The following is a 26,077-nucleotide window of genomic DNA, read 5'->3' as shown; positions in this document are numbered from 1 at the left end:
CTTCTTAGTTTTGAGATTTTGCAGTTGGAATATAATCTAAAATCAAGCGTTGGTTTGGATTCAAATATTTCTTTGCAACTTCTCTGATTTCTTCTCTCGTTATAGAGTGGTAAATATCAATTTCAGTATTGATTAAATTTACGTCTCCATAAAGCAAATAATAAGAAGCAAGATTTTCTGCAATTCCTTCTACGCTTGAATTCGCATTCACAAAATTATTATCGAATTTATTCTGTAATTTTTCGTAATCTTTTTCAGAAATCAAATCAGTTTGGATTTTTACGATTTCTTCATCCATTTCTTTTAAAATGTCTGTTGTTGTATTTGGAGCCATTGGCAATCCATATAATATATAAGTTCCATAATCTTCCTGACTAAAACCAACAGCGCCAATTTGAAGTGCCATTTTTTTGTCATCAACGATTTTTTTGTAAAGTTTAGAACTTTTTCCGTCACTTAAATACGAAGAGATTAAATCTAAAACTCTCGCGTCTCTGGTTTTCATTGACGGCGTTCTGTACGAAGCAACAACCATCGGAATTTGAATATTTGGATCTTCGTATGTTGCTTTTATAGTTTGTGTAATAGGTTCTTCGGTATAGACTTGTTTTTTTACTGTTTCCCCTTTTGGAATTGGTCCGAAATATTTCTGAACCCATTCTTTAGCTTTTGTTTTATCGAAATCTCCGGCAACTACTAATACGGCATTGTTTGGTGTATAGAATTTTTTGTTGAATGCCTGAAATTCTTCAAGAGTTGCGGCGTCTAAATCTTTCATTGAACCAATAGTTGTCCAGCGATACGGATGATTTTTGAACATGTTCTTTTTAACCTCCGGAAGAATATTTCCGTAAGGCTGATTGTCGTAACGCATTCTTTTTTCTTCTTTTACAACTTCATTTTGCGTATCAACTCCAATTTTATTAATAATAGGATGCATTAATCGTTCTGATTCCATCCATAATCCCAATTCTAAATTGTTTGATGGAAAAACTTCATAATAATAGGTTCTGTCATCAGAAGTATTGGCATTGTTGACACCTCCGTTTGCAGTAACGATTTTCATCCATTCGCCGCGTTTTATATTTTGAGTGCCTTCAAATAATAAATGTTCAAAAAAATGTGCAAAACCCGTTCGGTCAGGACGTTCGTCTTTTGAACCTACGTGATACATTACAGATGTAATAACCACAGGCGCCGATGGATCGTTATGCAAAATTACGTGCATTCCGTTATCTAGATTGTATTCTTCAAAAGCCACCTTTTGAGCATGTGCTACTCCGCCAAGCATTAGTGCTGCACTTAACATCATTATCGAATTTTTCATATAAGATTAATAAATTTATGATACCTAAAATAAGTAGGTAGCAAAAAGTTGAATATAGTTACTCCAAAAATAGTGTTTTTTGTGTATTATTTTAGAACTTATGCCTTTATCATTAGAAATTAGTAAAAATTTACTTATAATTTTGATTTTAAAAACATTAAAAAGAGTTGAAAAACAGCTGTTAAACAGGAAAAAAATATTTTTGCATCGAGGGATTGCGTAGTAAATTATTAGTTGTATATTTGCAACCTTAAAAATCAATAAATCAATTTGATATGTATGCAATCGTAGAGATAGCAGGGCAACAATTTAAAGTAAGCAAAGACTTAAAGGTTTATGTTCACCGTTTAGCTAACGAAGAAGGATCAAAAGTTTCTTTTGATAAAGTTCTTTTGTTAGACGATAATGGAAATGTAACTTTAGGCGCCCCAGCTATAGAAGGTGCTTCAGTAGAAGCTAAAGTGTTACAACACTTAAAAGGTGATAAAGTTATCGTTTTCAAAAAGAAAAGAAGAAAAGGATACAAAAAAAGAAATGGTCACAGACAATATCTTACTCAAATTGTAATTGAAGGTATTACTGCAGCAGGAGGAACTAAAAAAGCAGCAGCTAAAAAAGCAGTTGTAGCAGAAGAAGTAGCTACTGAAGAAGTAGAGGCTCCAAAAGCAAAAAAAGCAGCTCCAAAAGCAAAAAAAGAGACTACTAAAGAATAATAACAATATTTAAACTCATACGTCATGGCTCACAAGAAAGGTGTCGGTAGTTCGAAGAATGGTAGAGAATCAGAATCAAAACGTTTAGGCGTTAAGATTTATGGTGGTCAAGCTGCTATTGCTGGTAACATCATCGTTAGACAAAGAGGTTCAAAACATAATCCAGGTGAAAACGTTTACATCAGTAAAGATCACACACTACACGCAAGAGTAGCTGGAGTTGTTAAGTTCCAAAAGAAAAGAGATAACAAATCTTATGTATCTATTATCCCATTCGAGGCATAATAATCAAAGATTACTTTTTATAAAAAACCCGTTCAGAAATGATCGGGTTTTTTGTTTTTTTTATCAAGATAAAGTATGTCATTTCGACGAAAGGAGAAATCACAAAAAAGAAAAAACCTTTGTCAAAGTTTAAAATTTTGACAAAGGTTTTTATGTTATTAGCAATAATTGGAATTTGGAATTTAAGATTTAGAGTTTGAACTTTTTATTCCTCAGTATCTTTAGTTTCTTCCAAATCCTGAGATTTCTTTCCAACTTTTATTTTTGGATTATCCTGAGTTCCGGTAACCATAAGAGGAATCCCGAAAATGCCCAAAGGAGGTAATCCTAAACGCATTTTTAAGTTCAGTTTTCCGTCTAAACTTGTTGTGCCTTCAATTCTAGGTCTAAAGCCTGCAAATTTGAATTTAAAGCGTTCTACGGTCATGATATTGTTCTTGATTGTAGTTTTAATATCAACTTTAGAAACATCAGGATTTTTCATCGATTCAGAATTTGTTTCTTTGCTTACTGCGCTAAACATTTTCAGGCCTCGAACTTTTACATCTTTAACAGAAAGTATTCCTCCTCCGGTTAGTGAAGGATAAACAGGTTCCATTTTTCCGTTCAAACGTCCTTTTAATTGGTAATCTAAAGAAACAATTCCTTGTGCTTTTTCAGCGGCGCTGGCCATTTTTCTGAAAACTTCTATTTCATTATAAGCTCTTTTAATATCAAAATCAGAAGCTTTTATAGCATAATCGAAATTTGCTTTTTGAGGCGTTACAGCCTGATAATTGGCATTCATGGCTACTTTACAGCCAATTAAATCAAAGCCAGTGTTCTGCATTGTCAGTTTGCCGTTTTTCATGCTTAAATTTCCAGTCGCATTTTGCAAATTAAGTTTGTCGAAATTGACTTTCTGCGCATTGGCTGTAAACTGCAAATTCAAGTTTGACGGAATTATGATAACTCCTGTTTGGGTAGTTTCTGTTTTTTTAGATTCTTCTTGTGAGCCTGAATTTGTTTTTACTGATGCATTCGGATCTGTGCTAGACATGAATTCGTCAACATTAATATATCGGGATGTAGAAGTAAAAGCACCTTTTAAAATACCAGTATTTGTAGTTGCGTAGTTAAATACATTCTGCAAATAACCGTTCATTTTAAAATCAGATTTTCCATATGCGGCCAAAAAGTTGTTGAAATACATCTTGTCCTGGTTAATTTTGAAAATCCCTTCCTTGATAATAAATTTTTTAGGAAGATATTCAGATGTAATGCCGATATTTCTTAATTCAAGCGTTCCTTTGTTATGGAGTTTGCTGTAATTTCCTTTTTCGGCATCGCTTTGTTTTCCTTTTAAAACAACATCAGCTTTTACAAATCCATCTAAATCAAAACCTTTTTGAGAAAAAACTTTGTAGATTTTATTAACATCCAATTCTCCTTTGGCTTTGATGTCATAGGTCAGATCATCAAAATTACTTAAATCTGCTTCTACAAAAACTGGTTTTCCTTCAAAAGTAAATTGCGCTGGTTTTAGTTTTACTTTCAAATCGTCATAGGTTCCTTTTTGATTGTCAATTCTGGATTTAACAGTGATATTGGTAATTGGATTTGGGTAATAAGGTGTTTTTAAATAACCGTTTTCTAAATTAATAGTTCCTTGCGTTTTTGGGAAAAGTCTGTTTTTTTGGTCGAATTTTCCGTTTACAACGGCATCTCCATCAAGATTTCCTTTTAATACAATATTTGGAATTCCAAGAGCTGACATCAATTTCCCAAGGTCTATTTTTGCTTTTAAATCCGCGTCAATATTTGGAGTATTTACACCGACTACGTGAAATTTCGATTTCAAATAATCTTTATTAATATTTAATGAGAGATTTTTAGCCTCAATATCTGCAAGATCCGGATTTAGATTTGGAACTCTGGTTTTAATATCTAAATTCAAATTTGAAACCGGAAATGCACTTTTGTTATAATTTACAAATCCGCTGTCAATTTTTACGTCCAAATCTAATTCTGGCGCAATATTTTGAGAAGCGATATAATCGCCTTTCAGTGTTAAAAGCAGATTGGTATTTCCTTTTAATTCGGTTTTAGAAAGCCATGTAATGTATTTTGGCGGGAACGCCGTAAAAACATCGTATAAGTTGCTGTTGTTTGATTTTATGACAAAATCCATATTGTAACCATCTTTCAAGAAGTCAAATTTTCCTTTAAAATCAACCACAAGTTGATTGATTTTTAAGTTGTTCTGTTGAAAAAAGAAAGAAAGCGAGTTTACGTTTACTTTGGTAATCAAATCAGCATCGACCTTTTTATTCATTAAATATGGTTCGCCTTCATAAACTACATTCAGCTTTTCGATTTTAGCTTTTGAATACAGATCAAAAATCGATTTGTTTAAATCTCCTTTTCCTAAATAATCAAAACCAAAAGCATCAAAATGAACTTTTGTCGACTGATCATCATAAATTATTTTGCTGTTTAAAATTTCAATTCGCTCTAATTTCAAAGCTGTTTCGGTGCTGTCTTTAGGATTTGAAGGTTTTGAAGATTTATAAATGTTATAATTAGCTTCTCCTTTTGGATTCACTTTTACATTGATAAAAGAATCGGATAGGTAAATTTGATCAATTTTTACGGTTTTGCTGAAAACCAGACTGGCAACATTTATTCCGAAAGAAACTTCTTTTGCAGTAATGAATTTTTCCTTTGCATAAGGTGCAGATCCATTAAGATTTAAGTCGCTTAGTGTCAGTGTCAGTGAAGGAAAATGATGAAAAAACGAAACCGAAACATCAGAATAATTTAATTCTGCGCTAAGCTTTTCATTGGCTGTTTTTTTAATTTGTTCTTTGATTTTATCGGCAAAAACAATCGGAGTCAAAAAAAGCAGGGCGATAATAACGGCGAAAGTTATTCCAAGATACTTTGCGATTTTTAATAAAATGGATTTGGTTTTGCTTTTGGACATGATAAAATATTTAGATTAGAAAAAGGGTAAAAAATGGTAAAACTGGAGTTGTTTTATCCGTGAACAGTTTCATTTTTACCATAATTGGTAATGATAGAACCTTCGTATTCAATCCACTCTTTCCAGCGTTTGTCAATGTCGATATTGTCTTGGTATTTTCTGGCGAATCCAAGGAAAGTAGTATAATGACCGGCTTCAGAAATCATTAAATCTCTGTAGAATTTTGCCAATTCTTCATCTTTGATGTTTTCTGAAAGTACTTTAAAACGCTCACAACTTCTGGCTTCGATCATGGCTGAAAATAATAATCGGTCGCAAAGAGCGTCTCTTCGGCTGCCATCTTTTTTCATGAATTTAAAAAGTTCATTTACATAATGATCTTTTCGTTCACGGCCTAAAGTGAGTCCGCGTTGTTTTATAATGTTGTGAACCATTTGAAAATGCTCTAGTTCTTCTCTGGCAATTTCGAGCATTTCAGTTACCAATTCTTCAAGTTCAGAGTTGTAAGTAACGATACTAATCGCGTTTGAAGCCGCTTTTTGTTCACACCAAGCGTGATCCGTTAAAATTTCTTCGATATTTGACTCAACGATATTTACCCAGCGAGGGTCTGTAGCTAATTTTAGTCCCAACATAATTTCCCAGCATTTATTTACTGCAAAATTAGTGTTTTTTTATGACCGAATCTTGGGAAATTGGGTGCAAATCCGCGCAAAAAAGCATTATTTTGTAATATGAAACAAATATTATGAATCAGATAAAAAAACTTTTAATAATTGGTTTTGTGTGGCCAGAACCAAATTCTTCTGCAGCGGGCGGAAGAATGATGCAACTGATTTCGATTTTTAAGGAAAACGGATTCGAAATTACTTTTGTCAGCGCCGCGCAAGACAGTGATTTTATGGTTGATTTAGCTGAATTTAAGGTAACAAAAAAAAGCATCGAACTCAATTCATCAAGTTTTGATGATTTTATAATCGAATTAAATCCAGACGTTGTTTTGTTTGATCGTTTTATGATTGAAGAGCAATTTTGCTGGCGAGTTACCGAAAAATGCCCAAAAGCAATCCGAATTTTAGATACAGAAGATTTGCATTGCCTAAGAACTGCAAGACAAAAAGCTTTTAAAGAAAATCGAGCTTTTGAAATTCATGATTTATTGTCTGAAGAAGTGGCGAAACGTGAAATCGCCAGCATTTTGAGATGTGATTTATCTTTGATTATTTCAGAATTTGAAATGAATATTTTGAGAGATGTTTTCAAAATAAGCAATGATTTGTTGTTCTATCTTCCGTTTTTGGTCGAAAAAATGAATGAAGAAGATCTTCAGAAACTGCCTTCTTTTAGTGATCGAAAGAACTTTGTTTTCATTGGAAATTTTCTTCATGAACCAAATTGGAATACCGTTCAATATCTAAAAGAAGCTATTTGGCCTTTAATAAAAAAGAATTTTCCAGAAGCAGTTTTAGAAGTTTACGGCGCTTATCCGTCACAGAAAGTATTGCAGTTGCATCAGCCTAAAAATGGATTTTTTATAATGGGAAGGGCAGAAGACGCTAATGAAGTGGTTAAAAATGCTAGAGTTGTTTTAGCTCCAATTCGTTTTGGTGCAGGTTTAAAAGGAAAATTATTAGAAGCCATGCAATGCGGAACACCAAGCGTAACGACTTCCATTGGTTCTGAAGCAATGCATGAAGATTTAGCTTGGAATGGTTTTATTGAAGATAATCCAGAGGAGTTTGCAAAAAAGGCAATTGCACTTTATCAAGATGAAAATCTCTGGAAAGAATCGCAAAAAAACGGAATTGCAATTATTAATAAATGTTATCAAAAAAGCAGTTATTCAACTGAATTAATTTTGCTGGTAAATTCACTTTTTACTGATTCTGAAAGTCATCGTCTTCATAATTTTATGGGAAATTTGCTGCAACATCACGCCTATAAAAGCACCATGTATATGTCAAAATGGATTGAAGCGAAGAACAATAATTAAGCTTGCATTTTGCCAAATCCAACTGTTTCACGATACATTTGAGGCGAAACATCAGCATTAGTTTTAAAGAAACGGCTGAAATAATGTTCGTCGTCATAGCCTAATTCGTATGCAATTTCTTTGACGGTTTTGTTGGTGAGATATAATTCTCTTTTAGCTTCGATAATTATTCTTTCTGAAATCAAATCAGTAAGGGTTTTATTGAAATAATTCTTCGATAATTTGGCTAAAGCTTTTGGGGAAATATTTAGTAAATCAGCATAATTCCCTGCCGAATGTTTGGTTTTGAAGTTCAGTTCAATCGCATCTTTTAAGTTTTGAAGAATAACAGGTTCTTTAGCATCTGGAACCGATTTCATTTCTTCTAATTGTTCGGTTTTTAATCTTGAAGCTGTAATTAAAAAGATTTTTAAATACGAAATAAGCAATTCATATTGTGCTAATTCTGCATTTTGAATTTCGGCTTTCATTTGTTCTAAAACCATTTTGAAAGTTTGCTCAGCTTGTTCCGTAACCTTTACATAAGGCGGCTGATAAATGTTGTTGAACAATACGCCATTACATGAAACTTCTTTCTGATGCATGTGAATGCAGTAAAAATCAGGGTGAAAATGAATCGCAATTCCTTCAATTGGTTCGTTTACACAAAGCATAAAAGGCTGATATGGAGAAAAGGCGAGAAGTGAATTTTCTTCAAAATGATGTTCTGCAAAATCGGCTTTTACTTTGCCTTTTCCTTTCTTTACCCAGATTAACGAATAATAATTATTTCGCTGCAAATGATCAAAATGAATATTGTCCTCAAACGGAAGGATTTTAAAAGCCAAATTACCAGTTTGCGGATTTATTAAAGTGGAAACATTTTGAGAGCTCATATCTTGGTTCTTTTTTGAAAATATAAAGATAGTTATGAAATAAATTCACAACTATCCTTATAAATTGTTTTTTGTTATAGTGACTTTGCTTTTTTAAATTATACTGCTGGAAAATCAATTTCAGTATTAGCAAGATTATTGAAGTAGTTTGTTAAAACATTCAAAGCTACATGTGCAATAGTTTCAGCAATTTCAGCGTCAGAAACTCCTGCGTTTTTAGCTTTATTTACATCTTCATCGTTTACTAAACCATTTTTGCTGATTAATGTTTTAGCTAATTGTAAAATAGCTTCTGTTTTAGCATCTGCAGAATTTCCTGATCTTGCTGCTTTTAAAACTGCTGGATCCGCTTTAACTAATTTTTCCCCAATAAAAGTGTGGGCAGCTAAACAATAATCACAAGAATTGCTTTCTGAAACTGCCAAGGCAATTAATTCGCCAGTTTTTGCACTTAGTTTTCCGTGGCTTAAAGCACCGCTTAAATTCAAATATCCTTCAAGAACTGCTGGAGAATTTCCCATTGTTCTCATCATGTTTGGTACAACGCCTAATTTAGCTTGAACTGCGTTGAATAAATCTTTAGTTTTTCCTGTTACTTCGTCTGGGTTTAATGCTGTTAATCGTGTCATTTTATTTAATTTTTTAAGTTGTTATTTGTTGTTGTCTTTTGACATTACAAAGTTGCGACGATTACAGATTTTAGAACATGGAGAATGTACGCTATGTGATGGATAATTTTCCCTCTTCTATTTTTGAGTACAATCCTGGGTTTTAGATTTCAATGATGGAGGACCTTTTTAGGAGCTAATCCCGCTATCCGTTACAATCTTTTGTGGCGAACCCCGCCACAAAAGGATTTCCACTTCTATCGGGGCTAGGGCACTCAGTTTCATAAGATTGTTTTTGTTTATTTTATCAGCAATGAAAAGCTTTGTGTGTAGTAAACTTTGTCAAAGTTCGTAGCAAAGCTTTTCGCAATCTTGTCATTCCGAGGAACGAGGAATCTCCGCAAGTAGCTCGACAAAGATTGTCGATTCTGATTGAGGAGTTTCTTGCGGAGATTCCTCGTTCCTCGGAATGACAAATAATACTTAAAAAAAAAATAGGCTGTTCCTTAGGAGCAGCCTATTTTGAAATTATATTATTGAAAGTTTATTTCAAAACACCTTCAACAGCCTGAATAGTTGTAGCATGATAACCAGATTTCGCTTTGCCAAAAATCTGTTTCGCCCAAACTTTCCCTTCAGGAGTTTTAACCATTTCTTTATAAAGCATCATCACAGATCCAGTTCTACTGATTCCAATCAAAAATTGCTCAATTGCAGGATACGCTGGTTTGTATTGATGACGTAATGCCTGAACAAACCATTGACGCTTGATAATGAAGTTTCCACCTTTTGTAAAGTTGAATTCTTTGTCAATTGCGTCCATTTCTGCGACTGTAATATCAGCTGGAAGATGATCTATAAAGTGCTGTTTTTCTGCAGTCGTTGTGATTTTTTTGCTCAAACCTGTAATGCCAGTTTCTCTCCAGCTTTTTTGGATTGCATCAATAGCATCAAAATCAACTGAACTTACCGGAAGAATGTTTGACGGAATTCCCGGTTTGTAAATCCAATTTTCTAATTGAATTTTATCTGCTAAAGCTTTGTCACCTTTAATAAGATTTTCGTTTAAATACTTTACAAAATCTTCTGTTGTGATAGATTGGAATGCATGAGAATCAAAATAATTCTTAATAAACGGATCGAATTTATCGCGTCCAACAGCGTTTTCAATAACTCTTAAAAATGCATATCCTTTAACGTATGGAATTTGGCTGATTCCGTCGTCTGGATTTCGGCCAGTTAAACTGACTTTTAATCTTGTGTCTGGATTTGTATCGCCATATTCTGCAACGTTATCAGTTAATTCTTTGTTTGTGATAACATTTTGCATTTCAAATTCTTTCTTACCGAAAATAGCTTCTCCAATTCTGTGTTCAACATAAGTTGTAAAACCTTCGTTAAGCCAAATATCATCCCATGTTGCGTTTGTAACTAAATTTCCGCTCCAACTGTGGCCTAATTCATGTGCTAATAAACTCGTTAGCGAACGATCTCCAGCAATAACTCCCGGAGTTAAGAAAGTCAAGTTTGGATTTTCCATTCCGCCATAAGGGAAACTTGGAGGTAAAACCAAAACATCATAACGTCCCCAACGATAAGGTCCGTAAAGTTTTTCTGCAGCATTTACCATTTTTCCAAGTTCAGCAAATTCCCAAGCCGATTTTTTTAGCATTGATGGTTCTGCATAAACACCAGTTCTGTTGTCGATAGCTTGAAATTCAATATCTCCAACTGCAATTGCCATCAAGTAAGAAGGAATTGCTTTATCTTGTTTGAAAGTATAAACGCCAGTATCATTCTTCTTCTGCGGATTTACAGCGCTCATAACCGCTAATAAATCTTTAGGAACCGTAACTTTTGCATTATAAGTAAAACGAATTCCTGGAGAATCTTGACATGGAATCCATGTTCTTGACCAAACACTTTCGCCTTGAGAGAAAACAAAAGGTTTCTTTTTATCTGCTGTCTGTTCTGGTTTTAGCCATTGTAGTGCTACACCATCTTTAGTAGTGTTGTAGTAAATGTTTACTTTAGTTGTATTTGGTTCTATAGTAATATGGAGCGGTTTTCCATGAAATTCTGTGTCTGCGCCAAGCTCGAATTTTGTTTCTTTTTCATCATCGCCTAAAGTTACTTTTGTAATATTTAAGGTATTTTCGTCGAAAATGATTTCATTTCCTTTGCTGATATTATCGATCTGCCAAGATGCTTTTCCTGAGATTGTTTGTGTATCAAAATCAACTTTAATATCAAGGTCAAGATGTTTTACAACAGCTAGCTCTGGTTTCGAATAACTGTGCTCATCGACAATAGCTGTTGGTTTTTCGGTTTGCTCTTTTTTCTGGCAGGCAATTGCTGTCAGAAATAAAGCGGCAAGAATTAATTTCTTCATATTGTGAGGTATTGAATTAGAGGATGAAAATTAAACAAAAAATCCCGTTTTGAATAAACAAAACGGGATTTAATTATAAAATTAACAACTAATTACGCCAACATTGTAACTGGGCTTTCGATGTATTGTTTTAATGTTTGTAAGAATTGAGCGCCAGTTGCACCGTCGATTGTTCTGTGGTCACAAGCTAATGATAACATCATTGTGTTTCCAACTACGATTTGCCCGTTTTTAACTACTGGTTTCTCAACAATTGCACCTACAGAAAGGATAGCAGAGTTTGGTTGGTTGATAATTGAATTGAATTCAGTAATACCAAACATACCAAGGTTAGATACTGTAAAAGTACTTCCTTCCATTTCTTGTGGTCCTAATTTTTTGTTTTTAGCTCTTCCAGCAAGATCTCTTACGCTTCCACCAATTTGAGATAAACTCATAGCATCTGTAAATCTTAATACAGGAACTACTAATCCGTCTTCAACTGCTACAGCAACACCAATGTTTACGTGGTGGTTGATGATGATAGCATCTTCTTTCCAAGTAGAGTTGATTTTTGGGTGTTTTTTCAATGCTAAAGCACAAGCTTTAATAACCATATCGTTGAAAGATACTTTTGTATCTGGAACGCTATTGATAGCGGCTCTTGCTTGCATAGCTTCGTCCATGCTTACTTCGATCACTAAGTTGTAGTGAGGAGCAGTGAATAATGATTCTGCAAGACGTTTAGCAATGATTTTACGCATTTGAGAGTTTTTGATCTCTTCTGTGAAAACTTCACCAGCAGGAACAAATACTTTTGGTGCAGCAGGAGCAGCAGTTTCAGCTTTCGGAGCAGCAGAAGTTGCAGCTGCGGCTGGTTGTGCTTGCGCAGATGGAGTAAAGTTCTCGATATCGCTTTTCACGATACGTCCGTTTTCTCCAGAACCTTTAACTTGGTTCAATTGGATTCCTTTATCAGAAGCAATTTTCTTAGCTAAAGGTGAAGCTAAAATTCTTCCATCTGAAGTATTGTTTATAGCTTCTGGTGCTTTTTCAGCAGCAGGAGCAGCTTTTGTTTCTTCTGCAGCAGGAGCACTTGCAGTTGCAGCGCCTCCAGCAGTATAATTTTCAGCGATTCCAGAAATATCAGTTCCAGCTGGCCCAATAATAGCTAATAAGCTGTCAACAGGAGCAGTATTTCCTTCTTGAATTCCGATGTATAATAATGTTCCAGCATTGAAAGACTCAAACTCCATAGTCGCTTTGTCTGTTTCAATTTCTGCTAAAATATCGCCTTCAGCTACAGCATCACCAACTTTCTTTAACCAAGTTGCTACTGTACCTTCAGTCATAGTATCACTCAAACGTGGCATAGTTACAACTACAACACCTTTTGGTAATTCTGTTGCGGCTTTTGCAGGAGCAGCAGTTTCAGTTTTTGCTTCTGCAGCAGGAGCATCCGCTTTTGGCGCTTCAGTAGCAGGAGCATCACCACCAGCTAAAAGAGCAGAAATATCTTCTCCTTCTTTACCAATGATTGCTAATAATGAATCAACAGGAGCAGTTTCTCCAGCTTGAATTCCAATATGTAAAAGAGTTCCTTCGTTAAAAGATTCGAACTCCATTGTTGCTTTGTCTGTTTCAATTTCAGCTAAGATATCTCCTTCGCTAATTTTGTCGCCTACTTTTTTAAGCCAAGTCGCTACCGTTCCTTCCGTCATAGTATCGCTCAAACGAGGCATTGTTACTTTAATCGCCATGATGTTATAGTTTATGAGGTGTAAATGGATAGTCTTCTTGTGCGTATACTACATCGTATAATTGTTGTAAGTCTGGGTACGGAGATTCTTCAGCGAATTTCTGACATTCTTCAACTAAGTCTTTAACTCTTTGGTCAATAACTTCAATTTCTTCTTCTGTAGCATATTTTTGATCCAGAATTACATCAAGAACTTGTGTAATTGGGTCAATTTTTTTGTACTCTTCAACCTCTTCCTTAGAACGGTATAATTGTGCATCAGACATTGAGTGTCCTCTGTAACGGTACGTTTTCATTTCAAGGAAAGTTGGTCCGTCTCCGCGACGTGCTCTTTCGATAGCTTCGTGCATTGCTTCGGCAACTTTTACTGGGTTCATTCCGTCAACAGGTCCGCAAGGCATTTCGTATCCTAAACCTAATTTCCAGATATCAGTGTGGTTTGCAGTTCTTTCTACAGAAGTTCCCATTGCGTATCCGTTGTTTTCAACGATAAATACTACTGGAAGTTTCCATAACATAGCCATGTTGAAAGCTTCGTGAAGAGAACCTTGTCTAGCAGCACCATCACCAAAGTAAGTCATAGTAACGCCACCAGTGTTGAAATATTTGTCAGCGAAAGCTAAACCAGCTCCCACAGGAATTTGTCCACCTACGATTCCGTGTCCTCCGTAAAAACGGTGTTCTTTAGAGAAAATGTGCATAGAACCTCCCATACCTTTAGAAGTTCCTGTTGCTTTTCCTAAAAGCTCAGCCATTACATTTCTTGGATCAACGCCCATTCCAATTGGCTGAACGTGGTTTCTGTAAGCAGTAATCATTTTGTCTTTAGTCAAGTCCATAGCGTGAAGTGCTCCCGCTAATACAGCTTCTTGACCATTATATAGGTGTAAAAAACCTCTAACTTTTTGTTGAATGTATAACGCTGCAAGTTTGTCTTCAAACTTTCTCCAAAGTAGCATGTCTTCGTACCACTTTAAATATACTTCTTTTGTAACTTCTTTCATCTGAATTCTTTCTTTTGCTAAAGTTTGTTTGTGTTATCAATTGTTGCCTATAACGCAAAATAGTTTCCTCCCACAAATTTGCGCCCGAAAGGTCGGGATGCAAAAATAAGACATTACATTTAAGAACTAAAATTTAATGGCTACTTTTTGGCTTTTTTTTACAAGAACTTTTTGTCGAACATAAAAGGAAGCAAATTTTTGAGGGATGCCGATTTGTAAACTTCGCCTATTTCGCCCATAAAATAGATTTCTATAGGGGTATCTTGTTTGATTTCGTATTCTGCAATTGATTGGCGGCAAGAACCACAAGGCGGAATAGGAGCAGTGGTTTGGTTTGTGTCTGAAGCAGCTGTAATCGCTATTTTTAAGATTTTAGCTTCAGGATAAATGCTTCCCGCATGAAAAATCGCCACGCGTTCTGCGCATAATCCTGATGGATATGCTGCATTTTCTTGATTAGAGCCTAAAACTATTTTTCCATTATCCAATAATAAAGCTGCTCCAACTTTAAATTGTGAATAGGGAGCATAGGCTTTTTTCCGAATCTCCACAGCTTGGCTCATTAAATTCTGAATTTCCTCTGAAAGTTCTTCAATGCCGCTGTAAACTAAAAAGGATGACGTAATATTTATTTCTTTCATTGTTTTTATGGGAAAAAAAATCCAAATTCCTAAAAATAGAAATTTGGATTGTTATTGTTTTTTTATTTAGATCGTTTAATATTCTTCGTATTTGTCGCCAAAGTTAAACGTTAAAGAAAAACGAAGCGTGTTTTCTAACGGATTTTTAACTTTTGAAGTTGAGAATAAGTATGAAACGTCAACTTTTACGATGTTGTATTTGAAACCGGCGCCTAAAGAAAAGAATTGACGAGCTCCTTTTTGAGGGCTTTCATGGAAATATCCTGCACGAAATGCAAACGAATCTTGGTACATATATTCTCCGGCAAGACTATAAGTTACTTCTTTTATTTCTTCACTAAATCCGTCTGGAGCGTCTCCAAAAGATTTAAACATTCCTTGAAACCAGCCTATGTCATTATATTTGTTGTAGGCAATTGAGCTTTGATCCTGTGCGCTTTCCCCTGGGTCAGTAAAATCACCATCTCCGTTTAAATCTACCGCTGCTTGTTGTCCCGGAGGAGTTGGTACAAGTAATTTTGTAAATTCAACGCTAACTGCAAATTTATTATAATCGTCAAGAATAAAATCAAATCCTCCTCCTAAACGCATGTTGGCAGGTAAAAAGTTAGAACTCAAATCGTCATTGTCATAACTGATTTTTGGTCCAATATTCTGAAAATTAAAACCAGCTCTCCATCTTCCGTTGAAATCACTGTAAGCAATTTCTTCAGATTGATAAAATCCGGCAACATCAACAGCAAACGATGTTCCTGCAGTTGCATCTACATCTTCTGAGGCAACTCTTAAGTTAGAGCGTATATATCTTGCTCCAACTGCCATCGAAAAGGTTTCGCTTAGTTTTTGTGAGTACGATCCGTCTAAAGCAAATTCGTTTGGCGATACAATATTCGGAACTTCATTTGGGTCACCAGTTTTTCTTAACTCAATATCTCCAAAGCCAAAATAGCGAAAACTTCCTGCAAAGGCGCTTCGGTCACTGATTTTGTTGTAATAAGTTAATTGTCCAAGTGAAATGTCATTGGCTAAATCAGTTAAATAAGGGGTGTAACTGATAGAAAGTCCTTGTGCATCTTTAGAAAATGCATATTTCGCAGGATTCCATTGCTGAGAGAAAACGTCAGCAGAGGTAGCAACGCCCTGATCAGCTAAACCTGCCGCTCTTGCATCAGCAGCAACTAATAAGAAAGGAACTCCAGTAGTAATTGGTCTGGTTTCTTGGGCTTTAGCGTAGGTAATAATTAAAAGGCAAATTAATAAAAGTGATATTTTTTTCATTTATGGGACTAATGTTTTTTGGTGGTGCAAAATATATATAATATTATAAGATGACAAGTTTTTCGTACTTTTCTGCTTTTTTATTTGTTAAATTTGATTTAACAGTCAATTTATAAATATAAACTCCTTTACCTATCCGGTCTCCAAAATCGTCTCTTCCATCCCAGGTAATTTCTCTTGAAAGAAATCCTTCTGTTGTAATAATTTGGTTTTTTGTCCAGACTACTTTTCCTGTTATAGTCATAACCTGTACCTGAACTTCTAGTGGTTCATAAGGTCTATTGTGCGAAAACCAAAATTGTGTGTAGGTTGAAAATGGATTCGGGTAATTAAGAACGTGGGTTAAAGATAATGATTCATCTCCAACTACAATAAATTGTATTTCACTTGTTACAGGATTGTTATAAACATCCCATGCTGTGAAAGTTATCGTGTGCAGTCCTGCTTTTAAATTTCGAAGCGGAAAGCGTAAATTTCCATTTGTATAATCATCTAGTTTTGTCTGATAATAATCATTCAAAATGTACGGATTGCTTACGTCTCCGTCTAATACTGCCACTATATCATGTCCAATTCCACTCGCTGTATTAATTCCGTTTTCGTCTTCCAGAAACGCCAAAAGAAACGGCGATTCATTTGTAATGCCACCAGAAACAAATGTTTCATCATTCATATATAACTTCACTTTTGGACTAATATTGTCCTGAGGAGCATTTTCATTTATACCTCCTATTTTAATAGTGGTGTTATAACCTGATTGATTTTCTAGGGCTTGATTTTTCTTTGAATAAAAACTGATTCGGCCATAATCGACATTAATTCGAATGTCTCTTGGAACAACAAAGCTAAATTCAAACTGGCCGTTTGTGACTGAAGCATTGCCTCTGAAAATAGTTTCTCCTAAAGTTTTAAATGACATTGGCGGACTGAATCCATCATTATTGAGAGTCGATGTTGTGATTAATTTGTCAAAAATTGCAGTTGCTAATTCGCCGTTGTAATTGCTCAGAAGTGTATTGTTTTCATCTGTAATTTCTCCTGAAATTTTAATTTTTGAAAGTGATTTTAAATCTGGAATGGTTTGAGAAATCACAACATCATTTACTTTTGTTAAATTAATTCTCGGTTTTGGAATTGCAAGCATAAGTGCTGGATCTCCAATGTAAAATATAACATTGCTGGATGAGCTCGGATTTTCATTTTTTGAAATTCGAAGCGCTTCTGCAATAGTGGTGTATTGGTTTGATCCGTAAGAAAGTAAATTTTTGCTTAGGCTATCATTGAAATTCTCGGCATTAAACTGACCAATTGACCGAATGGTGGTCAACATTGAAATTGCACCACCTTTTGGATTCCAAAAAGTATATTCTCCCGCTGTTGGTCGGGTTGGGTCATCAAATCTCGAAAATTCGCAGGTGATTGTTATAAATAAAGGATATTTATACTGATTATTCAGATTTTGTCCATCTGATTTTTCCCAAATTCTTTCGCTGGCTAATCCGTCTTCGCCACCATGTCCTAAATAATTAAAAACCAAAGCGCCTTTTTCAAATGCATCAAATAAATCAGTACGGGCTTTAGGATATCTTGATCCGCCTGCAGAAGCTTCCTGAGTATAGGAGTCTAAAATGATTTTGTCAATATTAAAAAATGGTTTTTGAGTTGCGATAACATCTGCAAGGGCATTTTGACGTGATTGAAGCGTTGCATCAGAACTTTGATCAGCGTCATCACTCACTAAAACAAAATTATTTCTCCAATTACCATAAGATTTAGTGTCATGATATTCTAAAACCTTATTTACCATTTCATTTGCCTGTGTATTGTCAGAAACAAGCATTCTGCCTGTGGCAATGTCAATTCCACCAAAGAAATTGGTAATGTTTCCTTCGTCGGCATCCATCAATCCATAGAAATCATCAGATGCGAAAGAAGCTTCTCCTGTTGTGTTGCTAATTAAGGAATGATATATAGGTACAATGTTAGTGTTGTTTGAAATTCGATCTTTATAATCATAAGATGCATCTCCAAATAAATTCACATATTTGATTCTTTTGTCTGGCGAAGAAGCGTTTTCGTAAATATATCGTATACAGTTTCTAATCGCGGCAATATCTTGCTTTCCTGATGAAAATTCTTGATAGATATCTTCTAAAGTAATCACTTTTACATTTAAATTGGAATAGGTGCGACGAAACGCAGCTAATTTTTCAGCTTGAGAGGCAAGAGATTTAGGAGAGATAATAACATAATCAATATCTTGAATACTATTTTGAGCATTTCTAAAAAGTGTTCCTTTTAAATTTTGATTGGCAACTTTTGACTGATTTTCTTTTAAAGGTGTAAAATAATCTGAAGCGTCAATAGCGATATATTTTCTGATTTCTCCCAATGAAGCTTTAAAGCTGAAAGTTGCCTGATTTGAATTTTCAATTTTGGAAACATTATAAGGATCTGTGATGTCCCAAACTTGAGATATTCCTGCAGCGTTTCCAACGGTATAATTTGCAATTCCAGGTGTTGAGCCGGCCAAATCATATTGGAATTTGAATTGTTTTCCGGTTCCGAGTAGTTTTCTTTTTGCGATAATATTAATGTAATCAAGATAACCTTTTGATCCTGGTACACCATTATTATTATAGGTAAGTTTTATTTTTACACTTTCGGCAGGTGTAAATGTTGAATTTACAGGTAATTTGCCAGTATAAAATTTAATATCAGAACTAGAAACCAAAGAATTGAAGTTAATGTTTCCAATATTTTGTCCGTTTGCGCTTATAGCAAAAGATGTCGGAGTAAATGCAGCAGCAGCGCCAACAACTTCTATTTTTGCAGGAACAGAGTTGTCTACGTTTGGAAATGTAAAAGTAAATTCTTGTTCCTGATTGATGTCAAATGATTCTCCAAACCACTGGCGGCCTAAATGCGCTATATTAGTCTGGTCAATTTCGTGGTATTGATAGTCATCAAACGTATTTAGTTCTAAAGTCGTACTTCCTGAAGGCTGATTTAGAATCGGAATTCTTTTTCCGTCACCACCAGTCGTTGTGATGTAATAATACGATTTTGAGTCAAATAGATTAAGGTTGGTCTGGCTTTCTGAATTCCAGTTTTCGACTCCTTCAGCATAAAAAAGGATGTAATCATCATTGTTAAAGATTCCGTCGCTTTCGCCAATAATCTGTATTGCATTTTCAGCCAAATCATCTGGATAATAAGTACTGTTTGCTAAAGGAAGCATTCTTCCTCCGTTTCCGTATATTTTGATTCTTTTCGGATCGGTTTTGCTTGGATCAAAGCCTAAACTTTGTAGAAATGATTTTGATATTTTATAAACGCCTGATTTTTCTACATAAAAACGATACCAATCTCCCGATGCTAAAACAGAATTAGAAATTACGCTTGATTTTTGAAAAGCAGAAGTATTGGTGTTTTTTGATGTTGAACCGTTTGAAGAATAGGAAAAAGATCGGATCCTTTTAAAGCCATTTCCATCTTTGAGAATTGGCGAAAGCGAAAGAAAAAGTTGCTTTTGATCTCTTGAAGAAGCAATTTTTAACGTTTCATTTGGTTTTTCAGGAAGGTTTTCCGAATTTAAATCGCCAAGATCATTAATTGAAATTGTTTCGTAAACAATATTAAAAAGTTGCACAGAATTGTTCGTTCCAGAGCTCGATTGAGTGATGTTAAGCAGCAGTGTTAGGCTTTTTTTAGTAGTATCGTATCGAAAACTGCTTCCGGAAAAATAAGGAACTGTGGTTTTGAAATCACCGAAACTCATTTCTTTTTTGCCTTGCCAATCTATTGCGAAGCTCCCATTTATCTGGGAAAATGCAAGGATTGGAACTAAAAAAAAGTATAAGATTAGGGCTTGTTTCATAGGTTAAGAAAACGAAATTGTTAACAAATTATTTTACTAAGTAAAAATATAGTATTTCATGTTATAGTAAATAATAAAAAGTATATTTTTGCGTTCGTAACTATAGGTTATTTTCTGGTAAAAAAACAGCTAAATAAAATTATTAGAACAGATGTTGCTAATTAAATGTTAATTATTATATTGCAACACCTAAATTTATCACCTAAGAATGAGTATGAAAGTAAACAAAATTGTAGTCCTGCAATTAATGATGTCAATGGTATTGATGTTGGGCACGGCTAGTTGTAGCAAAAAATCGAGTTCCTCTCACGCTTCTCGAGCGACAGGTTGGGATGTAGATAGTCAGAATGGAACGGCTGCTAGAAATGCAGGAAAAAAACAACAGGCTGGTCCTGGTTTAGTTTTTGTTGAAGGAGGTACATTTACAATGGGTAAAGTACAGGATGATGTTATGCACGATTGGAATAACACACCAACCCAACAACACGTTCAGTCATTCTACATGGATGAAACCGAAGTTACTAATGGTATGTACTTAGAATACCTAGAGTGGTTGAAAAAAGTTTTCCCTCCAACAGAAGAAAATTACAAAAACATTTACACAGGGGCGTCTCCTGATACATTAGTATGGAGAAATCGTTTAGGATATAACGAAACGATGACTAATAACTATTTAAGACATCCTTCTTATGCTGAATATCCTGTAGTTGGTGTAAACTGGATTCAGGCTGTTGAATTCAGCAAATGGAGAACAGACCGTGTAAACGAAGCTGTTTTAGAAAAAGACGGATACATTAAAAAAGGTGCCAAAACTAACGAGGTTACTGCTGAAAGTTTGTTTAATACTGAGGCTTACTTGGCATCTCCTTCTACACAGTATGGAGGTAGTGAAGAAATTGTATTGAAGAAAAATCCTAACGGAAGAAGACCAAAAGCAGGTAAAGATGGTGTAGTTCCAGAAGCGAAAAACGTATATGCACAACGTTCTTCAGGAGTTATTTTACCTGAATACAGACTTCCTACTGAAGCTGAGTGGGAATATGCAGCAGCAGCTGATGTTGGACAAAGAGAATACAATATATATAAAGGACAAAAGAAATATCCTTGGTCTGGAGATTACACTCGTTCAGCTAAACGTAAAAACAGAGGTGATCAATTGGCTAACTTTAAACAAGGAAACGGAGATTACGGTGGAATTGCTGGATGGTCTGATGACGGAGCTGATATTACTAATAAAGTAAAAAGCTATGCTGCAAATGATTTCGGATTGTATGACATGGCAGGTAACGTTGCAGAATGGGTAGCCGATGTTTACAGACCTATTATTGATAACGAAGCAAATGACTTCAACTACTACAGAGGGAATCAATATGCTAAAAATAAAATTGGTAAAGACGGTAAAATTGAAATCGTTTCTACAGCTAACATTAAATATGATACTTTAAGCAACGGTAAAGTTGTAGCAAGAAACCTTCCAGGAGAAATTGCTCAGGTTCCGGTTGATGAGCAAGAAACATATTTAAGACAAAACTTTAGCACAAGTGACAATATCAATTATAGAGATGGTGATAAACAATCTTCTAGATATTTTGACTTCGGAGATTCAGAGTCTGGACCAAAAGCTGACCAAGCAATGTACAACTCTCCTAAACATAATGTTACAACTGACAGTTTAGGAAAAATGATTAGAAAATATGACAGCTCTAGTAAACGTACTACTTTAATCGATGATAAAGTAAGAGTTTACAAAGGAGGTTCTTGGAGAGATAGAGCTTACTGGTTAGATCCAGCTCAAAGAAGATATTTCCCTCAAGATATGGCAACTGATTACATTGGTTTCAGATGTGCAATGTCTAGAGTAGGATCTAAATCTGAAAGAAGAAAATCACCAAGGAATTAAGATTTAGAAATTCCAATATAAAAAAATTCCAAATTCCAAAAGCTGAATATTCAGTCTGGAATTTGGAATTTTTTTATTGTTTTTTTTCTACTTTTATCATCTATTAAAAATAATATAAATGAATATTCAAGACATTCATAATCTGTTTTTGCAATGTAAATCGCTTTCAATTGACACTAGAAAGATTGAAAAGGATTCGATGTTTTTTGCTATTAAAGGAGAGAATTTTGACGCTAATACTTTTGCTCAAGAAGCCTTGAAATTAGGCGCATTATTTGTTGTTATAGACAATGAATCGTACTTTATTGACGAGAGAACAATTTTGGTTAAAAGCAGTCTGGAAGCGCTTCAGGAATTAGCTAAATTTCACCGTGCTTATTTGAAATTGCCTATTGTTGCTTTAACGGGAAGTAACGGAAAAACAACAACGAAAGAGCTTATTAATGCCGTTTTATCTAAAAAATACAAAACAAAAGCCACAATTGGAAATTTAAATAATCATATTGGTGTTCCATTAACTTTACTTTCTTTTACAAAAGAAACTGAAATCGGAATTGTAGAAATGGGAGCAAATCATCAAAAGGAAATTGAATTTTTATGTGAAATCGCACAACCGGATTATGGTTACATTACCAATTTCGGAAAAGCGCACTTAGAAGGTTTTGGTGGAGTAGAAGGCGTGATAAAAGGAAAAAGTGAGATGTATAAATATCTTGCAGAAAATAATAAAGCTGTATTTGTAAATCTTGATGATCCAATTCAAATTGAAAAAGCGATAGGAATAAAATCATTTACTTTTGGATTAAATAATAAACAAGCAGATTTAAATATCAAAAAGATTGAAGCAAATCCTTTTGTGGTGATCGATTATGAAAACTTTAGTGTAGAATCGCATTTAATTGGCTTGTATAATTCAAATAACATAAATGCAGCAGTTTCTATAGGTCATTACTTTAAAGTAACTGATGCGGCAATTAAAGAAGCAATTGAAAATTATATTCCGGAGAATAATAGATCGCAATTATTGAAAAAAGGCTCAAACCAAATTATTCTAGATGCTTATAATGCAAATCCAAGTAGTATGGCTGTTGCTATAGCTAACTTTTTGCAGTTAGATAGTCAGAATAAAGTAATGATTTTAGGCGACATGTTTGAATTAGGTGCTGAAGGTCCACAAGAACATAAAGCGATTGTTGATTCTTTATCTAATCAGGATAAATCTGTTTGTTATTTAATTGGAAAATCATTCTACGAAAATAAAATTTCAAGTGATAATCTTCATTTTTATGAGGCATTTGATGATTTTTCTGCTTATTTAAAAACGCTTAAATTTAACGATAATACTATTTTAATAAAAGGCTCCAGAGGAATGGCTTTGGAACGAACATTAGAATATATTTCATAATAAAAAAGCCATCAGCCGCGGCTGATGACTTTTTTTGTTTAGATACTCATTAAAAAACCAATCAGATTTTCTTTTTTATTCAGTCCGAGTTTTTTTCTCAAACGGTATCGCGCTAGCTCAACACCTCCTGTCGAAATATTCATAATTTCGGCAATTTCTTTAGTGGACATGTTCATCAATAAATAAGTTGATAAGTCCAGCTCGCGAGGTGAAATAGTTGGGTATTTTTCTTTAAGTCGCTTTAAAAACTCAAAATGAACGTTTTTAATGTGTTTTTCTAAATCTTTCCAGCTTTTATCTGTATTTACTTCTTTTACAATGCTTTTGTTAAGTTTGCTTACTTGGAATTTAGTTGAATCATCCAGAGCTTCAACGTCAATTTCTTTCAATTTGTGAATAATTCCATTTAAGATTTTGTTCTTCTTTACAACCTGAAGTGAATTATTTACAAGTTCTTTATCTTTTGCTAAAATTTTAATTTGAAGCTTGTCGTTTTTTAGTTTTTCAATTTCTTTTTCAAGATCGTATTGTTCCTGTCTAATTCTGGATTCTTTTTCTAAATATAAACGACGTTGTTCGATGGTTTCGTAATATTTGTTTTTTCTGATTTTCATTTTAATTCTATCCGAAATCACATAGATGGCGATAATTATTAAAATAAAATAAATCATCAACGCTAAAAAATGTCGGTACCAAGGTGGAGAAACGATAAATGAAATTGTTGATGGTTCTGATTGGATTCCGTAACTATTTCTGACCTTCACATTCATTGTATATTCGCCTTCTCGAAGGTTTGTGTACTCTTTTATAGAAATTGTAGACCAGTTGCTCCATTTATCATCGAAAGGCTCCAACTGATAAGAGAATTCGACATTTTCTAGATTCTCATAAGTAGGTGACGAAAACGTGAAACGTACATGATTGGAAGAATAAGGAACTCTGATATTCTCAATTTTGTTCTGATTATTTCCTAAAATAATAGTATCGCCGGGAAATGAAAAACTACGGATAAAGGCTTTTGGTTTCGTCACAGAATTATTCAGTAATTCAGAATCGTAATGTGCCAGTCCATCGGTTAATCCTATAAAAATATTTTTTTTGTCGATTGTATTGACAGATAAATAGTTGCTTACCAAATTTCCTGTTAGGTTCGAAAAAGGCGCTACAATATTAGTATAGTAGTTGTTTTTTTTCATTAAAACCCCAATAGATTCGTCAAAAGCATACCATAAGTTAGATTGCGAATCTTCACTTAAACTATTAATAATAGGAATGTTCCTAAACAATTTAGATAAGTTTTTATCTTCATAAAATAAATCCTGTTCTTTTGAATATTTATAAAAATGATTATTGGTCTGAAAGTACAGTTGGTTATCAATTTTTTGGATACTTCCGATATTTTTATATTTTGATGTTAATCGATCGATTTTTTTAATAGATGAAAATCGTTTCAAATCATTGCTTAAAGCCATTCTGTAGATTGATTCGTCTTTTTTAAGCCATAAATACGAATCGTCAAGCTCGAAGTTGTTTGAAGATTTATCAAATCCTATTACTTGATTTTTATGCACTAATCCGGCTGGCGTTTTTTGAAAAACAGCAAATCCGTCATAATTAGAGCCAATATAAAATCCAGGATGATTTGGAATATTCTTAAACCCAAAATATCCTTTTGAATCGATCACATTAGTAACAACGCCTCCTTTAATTACAAGAGCTCCACGGTTATTGGAACAAATTAATTCATTGTCAATTATTTGAACATTCCAGGATTGTGCTGTCGTTCCTTGAACAAGTTTAAAAGTATCTTCTTTAAAGCTATTGTTCCAAGCGTGATAAAATACTCCCTGATTTGTTGCTACATATAGATTGCCTTGATGAATTACTGAAGCATAAACAGTACTAATGTCATAACTGAAACCAAAATAAGTAAACGGAGATCCTTCGTTTACAAATGCAATACCATTATCAAGACCAAGCCAAAGATTGTTTTTGTTGTCTATAAAAGAAGTTAAAACGGTATTGTTTTGAAGGCCTTTTTTACGATTAAGATGCTGAATTATTTTGCCATTATAATCACAGATCGCGATTCCGTCTAATACCGAATTTAAAACTATGAAGTTGTTATTTATCGTTACTCCTCCAAGTGAGTTGTTTTTTTTGACAAAATTATTGGCTTCGGTATCCCAAGGTTTTACGGTGTTGTTTTCGTAAACGAATAATCCTTTTTCTAAGGTTATGATTAGTGTTTTACCTTTTGCTAAATTATACATTCCCCAAATCTCTGTATTGTTTAAGCTTGTAGTATTTGGGAGTGAGTAAAGCTTTCCATTTCGGTATTCTAATATTCCCTTTTCAATGTCTTGAAAATATAGTTTATTATTAACGACAAAAGAAAACTGAAAGCGTTTAGGAGCTTCTAATATAGTAAGCTTGTTGTTTTTAAAAATATAAGCTCTTGCAAATGACTGAAAAATGGTCTGATTTTCAAATGAATGAATCTTCCAGATGAAGTCTATTATTTTGATTTTGTTTTTGTCTACTTGCTGCGATAATGATGTGTATTTAAGTCTTCCTTTTTCATTTGGTTTGAAGTATCCAAATTCGTTATAACCACCCACATAAATTTTCCCATCATTTGCAATTTTTAGACATCTCACAGAAGTTAAATTAGGAAGCGGATATTTTCTCCAAGAGGAGCCATCGAACTGTAAAAGCCCATTATTGTTTGCAAAATATAGGTTTCCGTTTTTGTCCTGTCCTATATTCCAGTTTTGTGTTCCTCCTTTATATTCATTTCGTTTGTAATTTCTTACGTCTGGAAGCCCAATGTTCTTGACTTGGCCAAAAAAAGTTATTGTGAATAATGTAAAAAAAGTAATAATAAAATATGATTTCATCAATTTCATAAATTTTTTTAGATTTTTTAAATTTTGAATGGTAAATGCTTTGTTTGTAGTGTTTTACAATAGTTTTTCCTCTACTATTTCGTTGTAGAAAGCGATATTATTCATAAAAATAAGCAATCTTATACAACTGTAGTGTTTATTTTTATAATTAACATTTTGCTAAC

At 34.1% G+C, this 26,077-nt stretch carries 17 protein-coding genes; 5 read left to right on the top strand and 12 right to left on the bottom strand.

Translation table 11 applies throughout. The annotated features are described in order from the left end of the window. Positions 1–4: 4 nt before the first annotated feature. The gene (locus tag ACNFIH_RS09985) at positions 5–1,327 is read right to left on the bottom strand and encodes a M16 family metallopeptidase (RefSeq protein ID WP_426486502.1); all 1,323 of its coding nucleotides are present in this window, start codon (positions 1,325–1,327) and stop codon (positions 5–7) included. Positions 1,328–1,602: 275 nt separating this feature from the next. Here ACNFIH_RS09985 and rplU point away from each other — a divergent pair, with 275 nt between their 5' ends. Next, positions 1,603–2,040, top strand: a complete 438-nt coding sequence (rplU, locus tag ACNFIH_RS09980) for a 50S ribosomal protein L21 (RefSeq protein ID WP_142450305.1) — start codon at positions 1,603–1,605, stop codon at positions 2,038–2,040. 24 nt (positions 2,041–2,064) lie between these two features. After that, positions 2,065–2,325: a 50S ribosomal protein L27 gene (rpmA, locus tag ACNFIH_RS09975; protein WP_012023622.1), complete on the top strand. Its 261-nt coding sequence runs from the start codon at positions 2,065–2,067 to the stop codon at positions 2,323–2,325. A gap of 205 nt (positions 2,326–2,530) precedes the next feature. Here the strand turns inward: rpmA and ACNFIH_RS09970 are convergent, their stop codons facing one another. Continuing rightward, the gene (locus tag ACNFIH_RS09970; RefSeq protein ID WP_426486501.1) at positions 2,531–5,290 is read right to left on the bottom strand and encodes an AsmA-like C-terminal region-containing protein; all 2,760 of its coding nucleotides are present in this window, start codon (positions 5,288–5,290) and stop codon (positions 2,531–2,533) included. A gap of 53 nt (positions 5,291–5,343) precedes the next feature. Then, positions 5,344–5,925: a tRNA-(ms[2]io[6]A)-hydroxylase gene (locus ACNFIH_RS09965; RefSeq protein WP_426486500.1), complete on the bottom strand. Its 582-nt coding sequence runs from the start codon at positions 5,923–5,925 to the stop codon at positions 5,344–5,346. A 113-nt stretch (positions 5,926–6,038) separates the two neighbouring features. On the opposite strand from ACNFIH_RS09965, the gene ACNFIH_RS09960 reads away from it, so the two are divergent. After that, entirely contained in the window at positions 6,039–7,283 is a 1,245-nt protein-coding gene (locus ACNFIH_RS09960) for a glycosyltransferase (protein ID WP_426486499.1), read from the top strand. Here the strand turns inward: ACNFIH_RS09960 and ACNFIH_RS09955 are convergent. The 8 genes from ACNFIH_RS09955 to porU all read right to left on the bottom strand — a co-directional run bounded on the left by ACNFIH_RS09955 (position 7,280) and on the right by porU (position 19,699). Further along, positions 7,280–8,158 (bottom strand): helix-turn-helix domain-containing protein, encoded by an 879-nt coding sequence (locus tag ACNFIH_RS09955; RefSeq protein WP_426486498.1) that lies wholly within the window; start codon positions 8,156–8,158, stop codon positions 7,280–7,282. The genes ACNFIH_RS09960 and ACNFIH_RS09955 overlap by 4 nt on opposite strands. 98 nt (positions 8,159–8,256) lie before the next feature. Next, positions 8,257–8,787, bottom strand: a complete 531-nt coding sequence (locus ACNFIH_RS09950) for a carboxymuconolactone decarboxylase family protein (RefSeq protein ID WP_426486497.1) — start codon at positions 8,785–8,787, stop codon at positions 8,257–8,259. Between the two features lie 523 nt (positions 8,788–9,310). Next, positions 9,311–11,158 (bottom strand): leukotriene A4 hydrolase C-terminal domain-containing protein, encoded by a 1,848-nt coding sequence (locus ACNFIH_RS09945; protein WP_426486496.1) that lies wholly within the window; start codon positions 11,156–11,158, stop codon positions 9,311–9,313. Positions 11,159–11,250: 92 nt separating this feature from the next. Then, on the bottom strand, positions 11,251–12,897 hold the full coding sequence (locus tag ACNFIH_RS09940; protein ID WP_426486495.1) for a 2-oxo acid dehydrogenase subunit E2: 1,647 nt from the start codon (positions 12,895–12,897) through the stop codon (positions 11,251–11,253). A 4-nt stretch (positions 12,898–12,901) separates the two neighbouring features. Further along, complete coding sequence (pdhA, locus tag ACNFIH_RS09935) at positions 12,902–13,900, bottom strand: pyruvate dehydrogenase (acetyl-transferring) E1 component subunit alpha (protein WP_035645485.1); 999 nt, start codon at positions 13,898–13,900, stop codon at positions 12,902–12,904. Positions 13,901–14,058: 158 nt separating this feature from the next. Beyond that, positions 14,059–14,541, bottom strand: a complete 483-nt coding sequence (gene cdd, locus ACNFIH_RS09930; protein ID WP_426486494.1) for a cytidine deaminase — start codon at positions 14,539–14,541, stop codon at positions 14,059–14,061. A 75-nt stretch (positions 14,542–14,616) separates the two neighbouring features. Further along, a complete protein-coding gene (porV, locus tag ACNFIH_RS09925) occupies positions 14,617–15,819 on the bottom strand; it encodes a type IX secretion system outer membrane channel protein PorV (RefSeq protein ID WP_426486493.1) in 1,203 nt (400 codons plus the stop codon). A 43-nt stretch (positions 15,820–15,862) separates the two neighbouring features. Then, positions 15,863–19,699, bottom strand: a complete 3,837-nt coding sequence (gene porU / locus ACNFIH_RS09920) for a type IX secretion system sortase PorU (RefSeq protein ID WP_426486492.1) — start codon at positions 19,697–19,699, stop codon at positions 15,863–15,865. Positions 19,700–19,913: 214 nt separating this feature from the next. Between porU and gldJ the strand changes: the two genes are divergently transcribed. Then, the gene (gene gldJ / locus ACNFIH_RS09915) at positions 19,914–21,599 is read left to right on the top strand and encodes a gliding motility lipoprotein GldJ (protein ID WP_426486723.1); all 1,686 of its coding nucleotides are present in this window, start codon (positions 19,914–19,916) and stop codon (positions 21,597–21,599) included. A gap of 118 nt (positions 21,600–21,717) precedes the next feature. Beyond that, complete coding sequence (locus tag ACNFIH_RS09910) at positions 21,718–23,004, top strand: UDP-N-acetylmuramoyl-tripeptide--D-alanyl-D-alanine ligase (RefSeq protein WP_426486491.1); 1,287 nt, start codon at positions 21,718–21,720, stop codon at positions 23,002–23,004. Positions 23,005–23,042: 38 nt separating this feature from the next. On the opposite strand, the gene ACNFIH_RS09905 is transcribed toward ACNFIH_RS09910, so the two are convergent. Then, on the bottom strand, positions 23,043–25,904 hold the full coding sequence (locus tag ACNFIH_RS09905) for a triple tyrosine motif-containing protein (RefSeq protein ID WP_426486490.1): 2,862 nt from the start codon (positions 25,902–25,904) through the stop codon (positions 23,043–23,045). Positions 25,905–26,077: the final 173 nt, after the last annotated feature.

Origin of the sequence: Flavobacterium sp. 2 (genome assembly GCF_049949195.1) — a bacterium.
Classification (GTDB): domain Bacteria; phylum Bacteroidota; class Bacteroidia; order Flavobacteriales; family Flavobacteriaceae; genus Flavobacterium.
Note: the sequence above shows the minus strand (reverse complement) of the source record. Positions and strands in the feature narration are given on the sequence as shown.

Coding starts and splice junctions, on each gene's coding strand:
- ACNFIH_RS09945 (WP_426486496.1), bottom strand. CDS start 11,158: ATGAAGAAATTAATTCTTGCCGCTTTATTTCTGACAGCAATTGCCTGC.
- ACNFIH_RS09940 (WP_426486495.1), bottom strand. CDS start 12,897: ATGGCGATTAAAGTAACAATGCCTCGTTTGAGCGATACTATGACGGAA.
- gldJ (WP_426486723.1), top strand. CDS start 19,914: ATGAAAGTAAACAAAATTGTAGTCCTGCAATTAATGATGTCAATGGTA.
- pdhA (WP_035645485.1), bottom strand. CDS start 13,900: ATGAAAGAAGTTACAAAAGAAGTATATTTAAAGTGGTACGAAGACATG.
- porU (WP_426486492.1), bottom strand. CDS start 19,699: ATGAAACAAGCCCTAATCTTATACTTTTTTTTAGTTCCAATCCTTGCA.
- ACNFIH_RS09985 (WP_426486502.1), bottom strand. CDS start 1,327: ATGAAAAATTCGATAATGATGTTAAGTGCAGCACTAATGCTTGGCGGA.
- ACNFIH_RS09955 (WP_426486498.1), bottom strand. CDS start 8,158: ATGAGCTCTCAAAATGTTTCCACTTTAATAAATCCGCAAACTGGTAAT.
- rplU (WP_142450305.1), top strand. CDS start 1,603: ATGTATGCAATCGTAGAGATAGCAGGGCAACAATTTAAAGTAAGCAAA.
- cdd (WP_426486494.1), bottom strand. CDS start 14,541: ATGAAAGAAATAAATATTACGTCATCCTTTTTAGTTTACAGCGGCATT.
- porV (WP_426486493.1), bottom strand. CDS start 15,819: ATGAAAAAAATATCACTTTTATTAATTTGCCTTTTAATTATTACCTAC.
- ACNFIH_RS09970 (WP_426486501.1), bottom strand. CDS start 5,290: ATGTCCAAAAGCAAAACCAAATCCATTTTATTAAAAATCGCAAAGTAT.
- ACNFIH_RS09910 (WP_426486491.1), top strand. CDS start 21,718: ATGAATATTCAAGACATTCATAATCTGTTTTTGCAATGTAAATCGCTT.
- ACNFIH_RS09960 (WP_426486499.1), top strand. CDS start 6,039: ATGAATCAGATAAAAAAACTTTTAATAATTGGTTTTGTGTGGCCAGAA.
- ACNFIH_RS09905 (WP_426486490.1), bottom strand. CDS start 25,904: ATGAAATCATATTTTATTATTACTTTTTTTACATTATTCACAATAACT.
- ACNFIH_RS09950 (WP_426486497.1), bottom strand. CDS start 8,787: ATGACACGATTAACAGCATTAAACCCAGACGAAGTAACAGGAAAAACT.
- ACNFIH_RS09965 (WP_426486500.1), bottom strand. CDS start 5,925: ATGTTGGGACTAAAATTAGCTACAGACCCTCGCTGGGTAAATATCGTT.
- rpmA (WP_012023622.1), top strand. CDS start 2,065: ATGGCTCACAAGAAAGGTGTCGGTAGTTCGAAGAATGGTAGAGAATCA.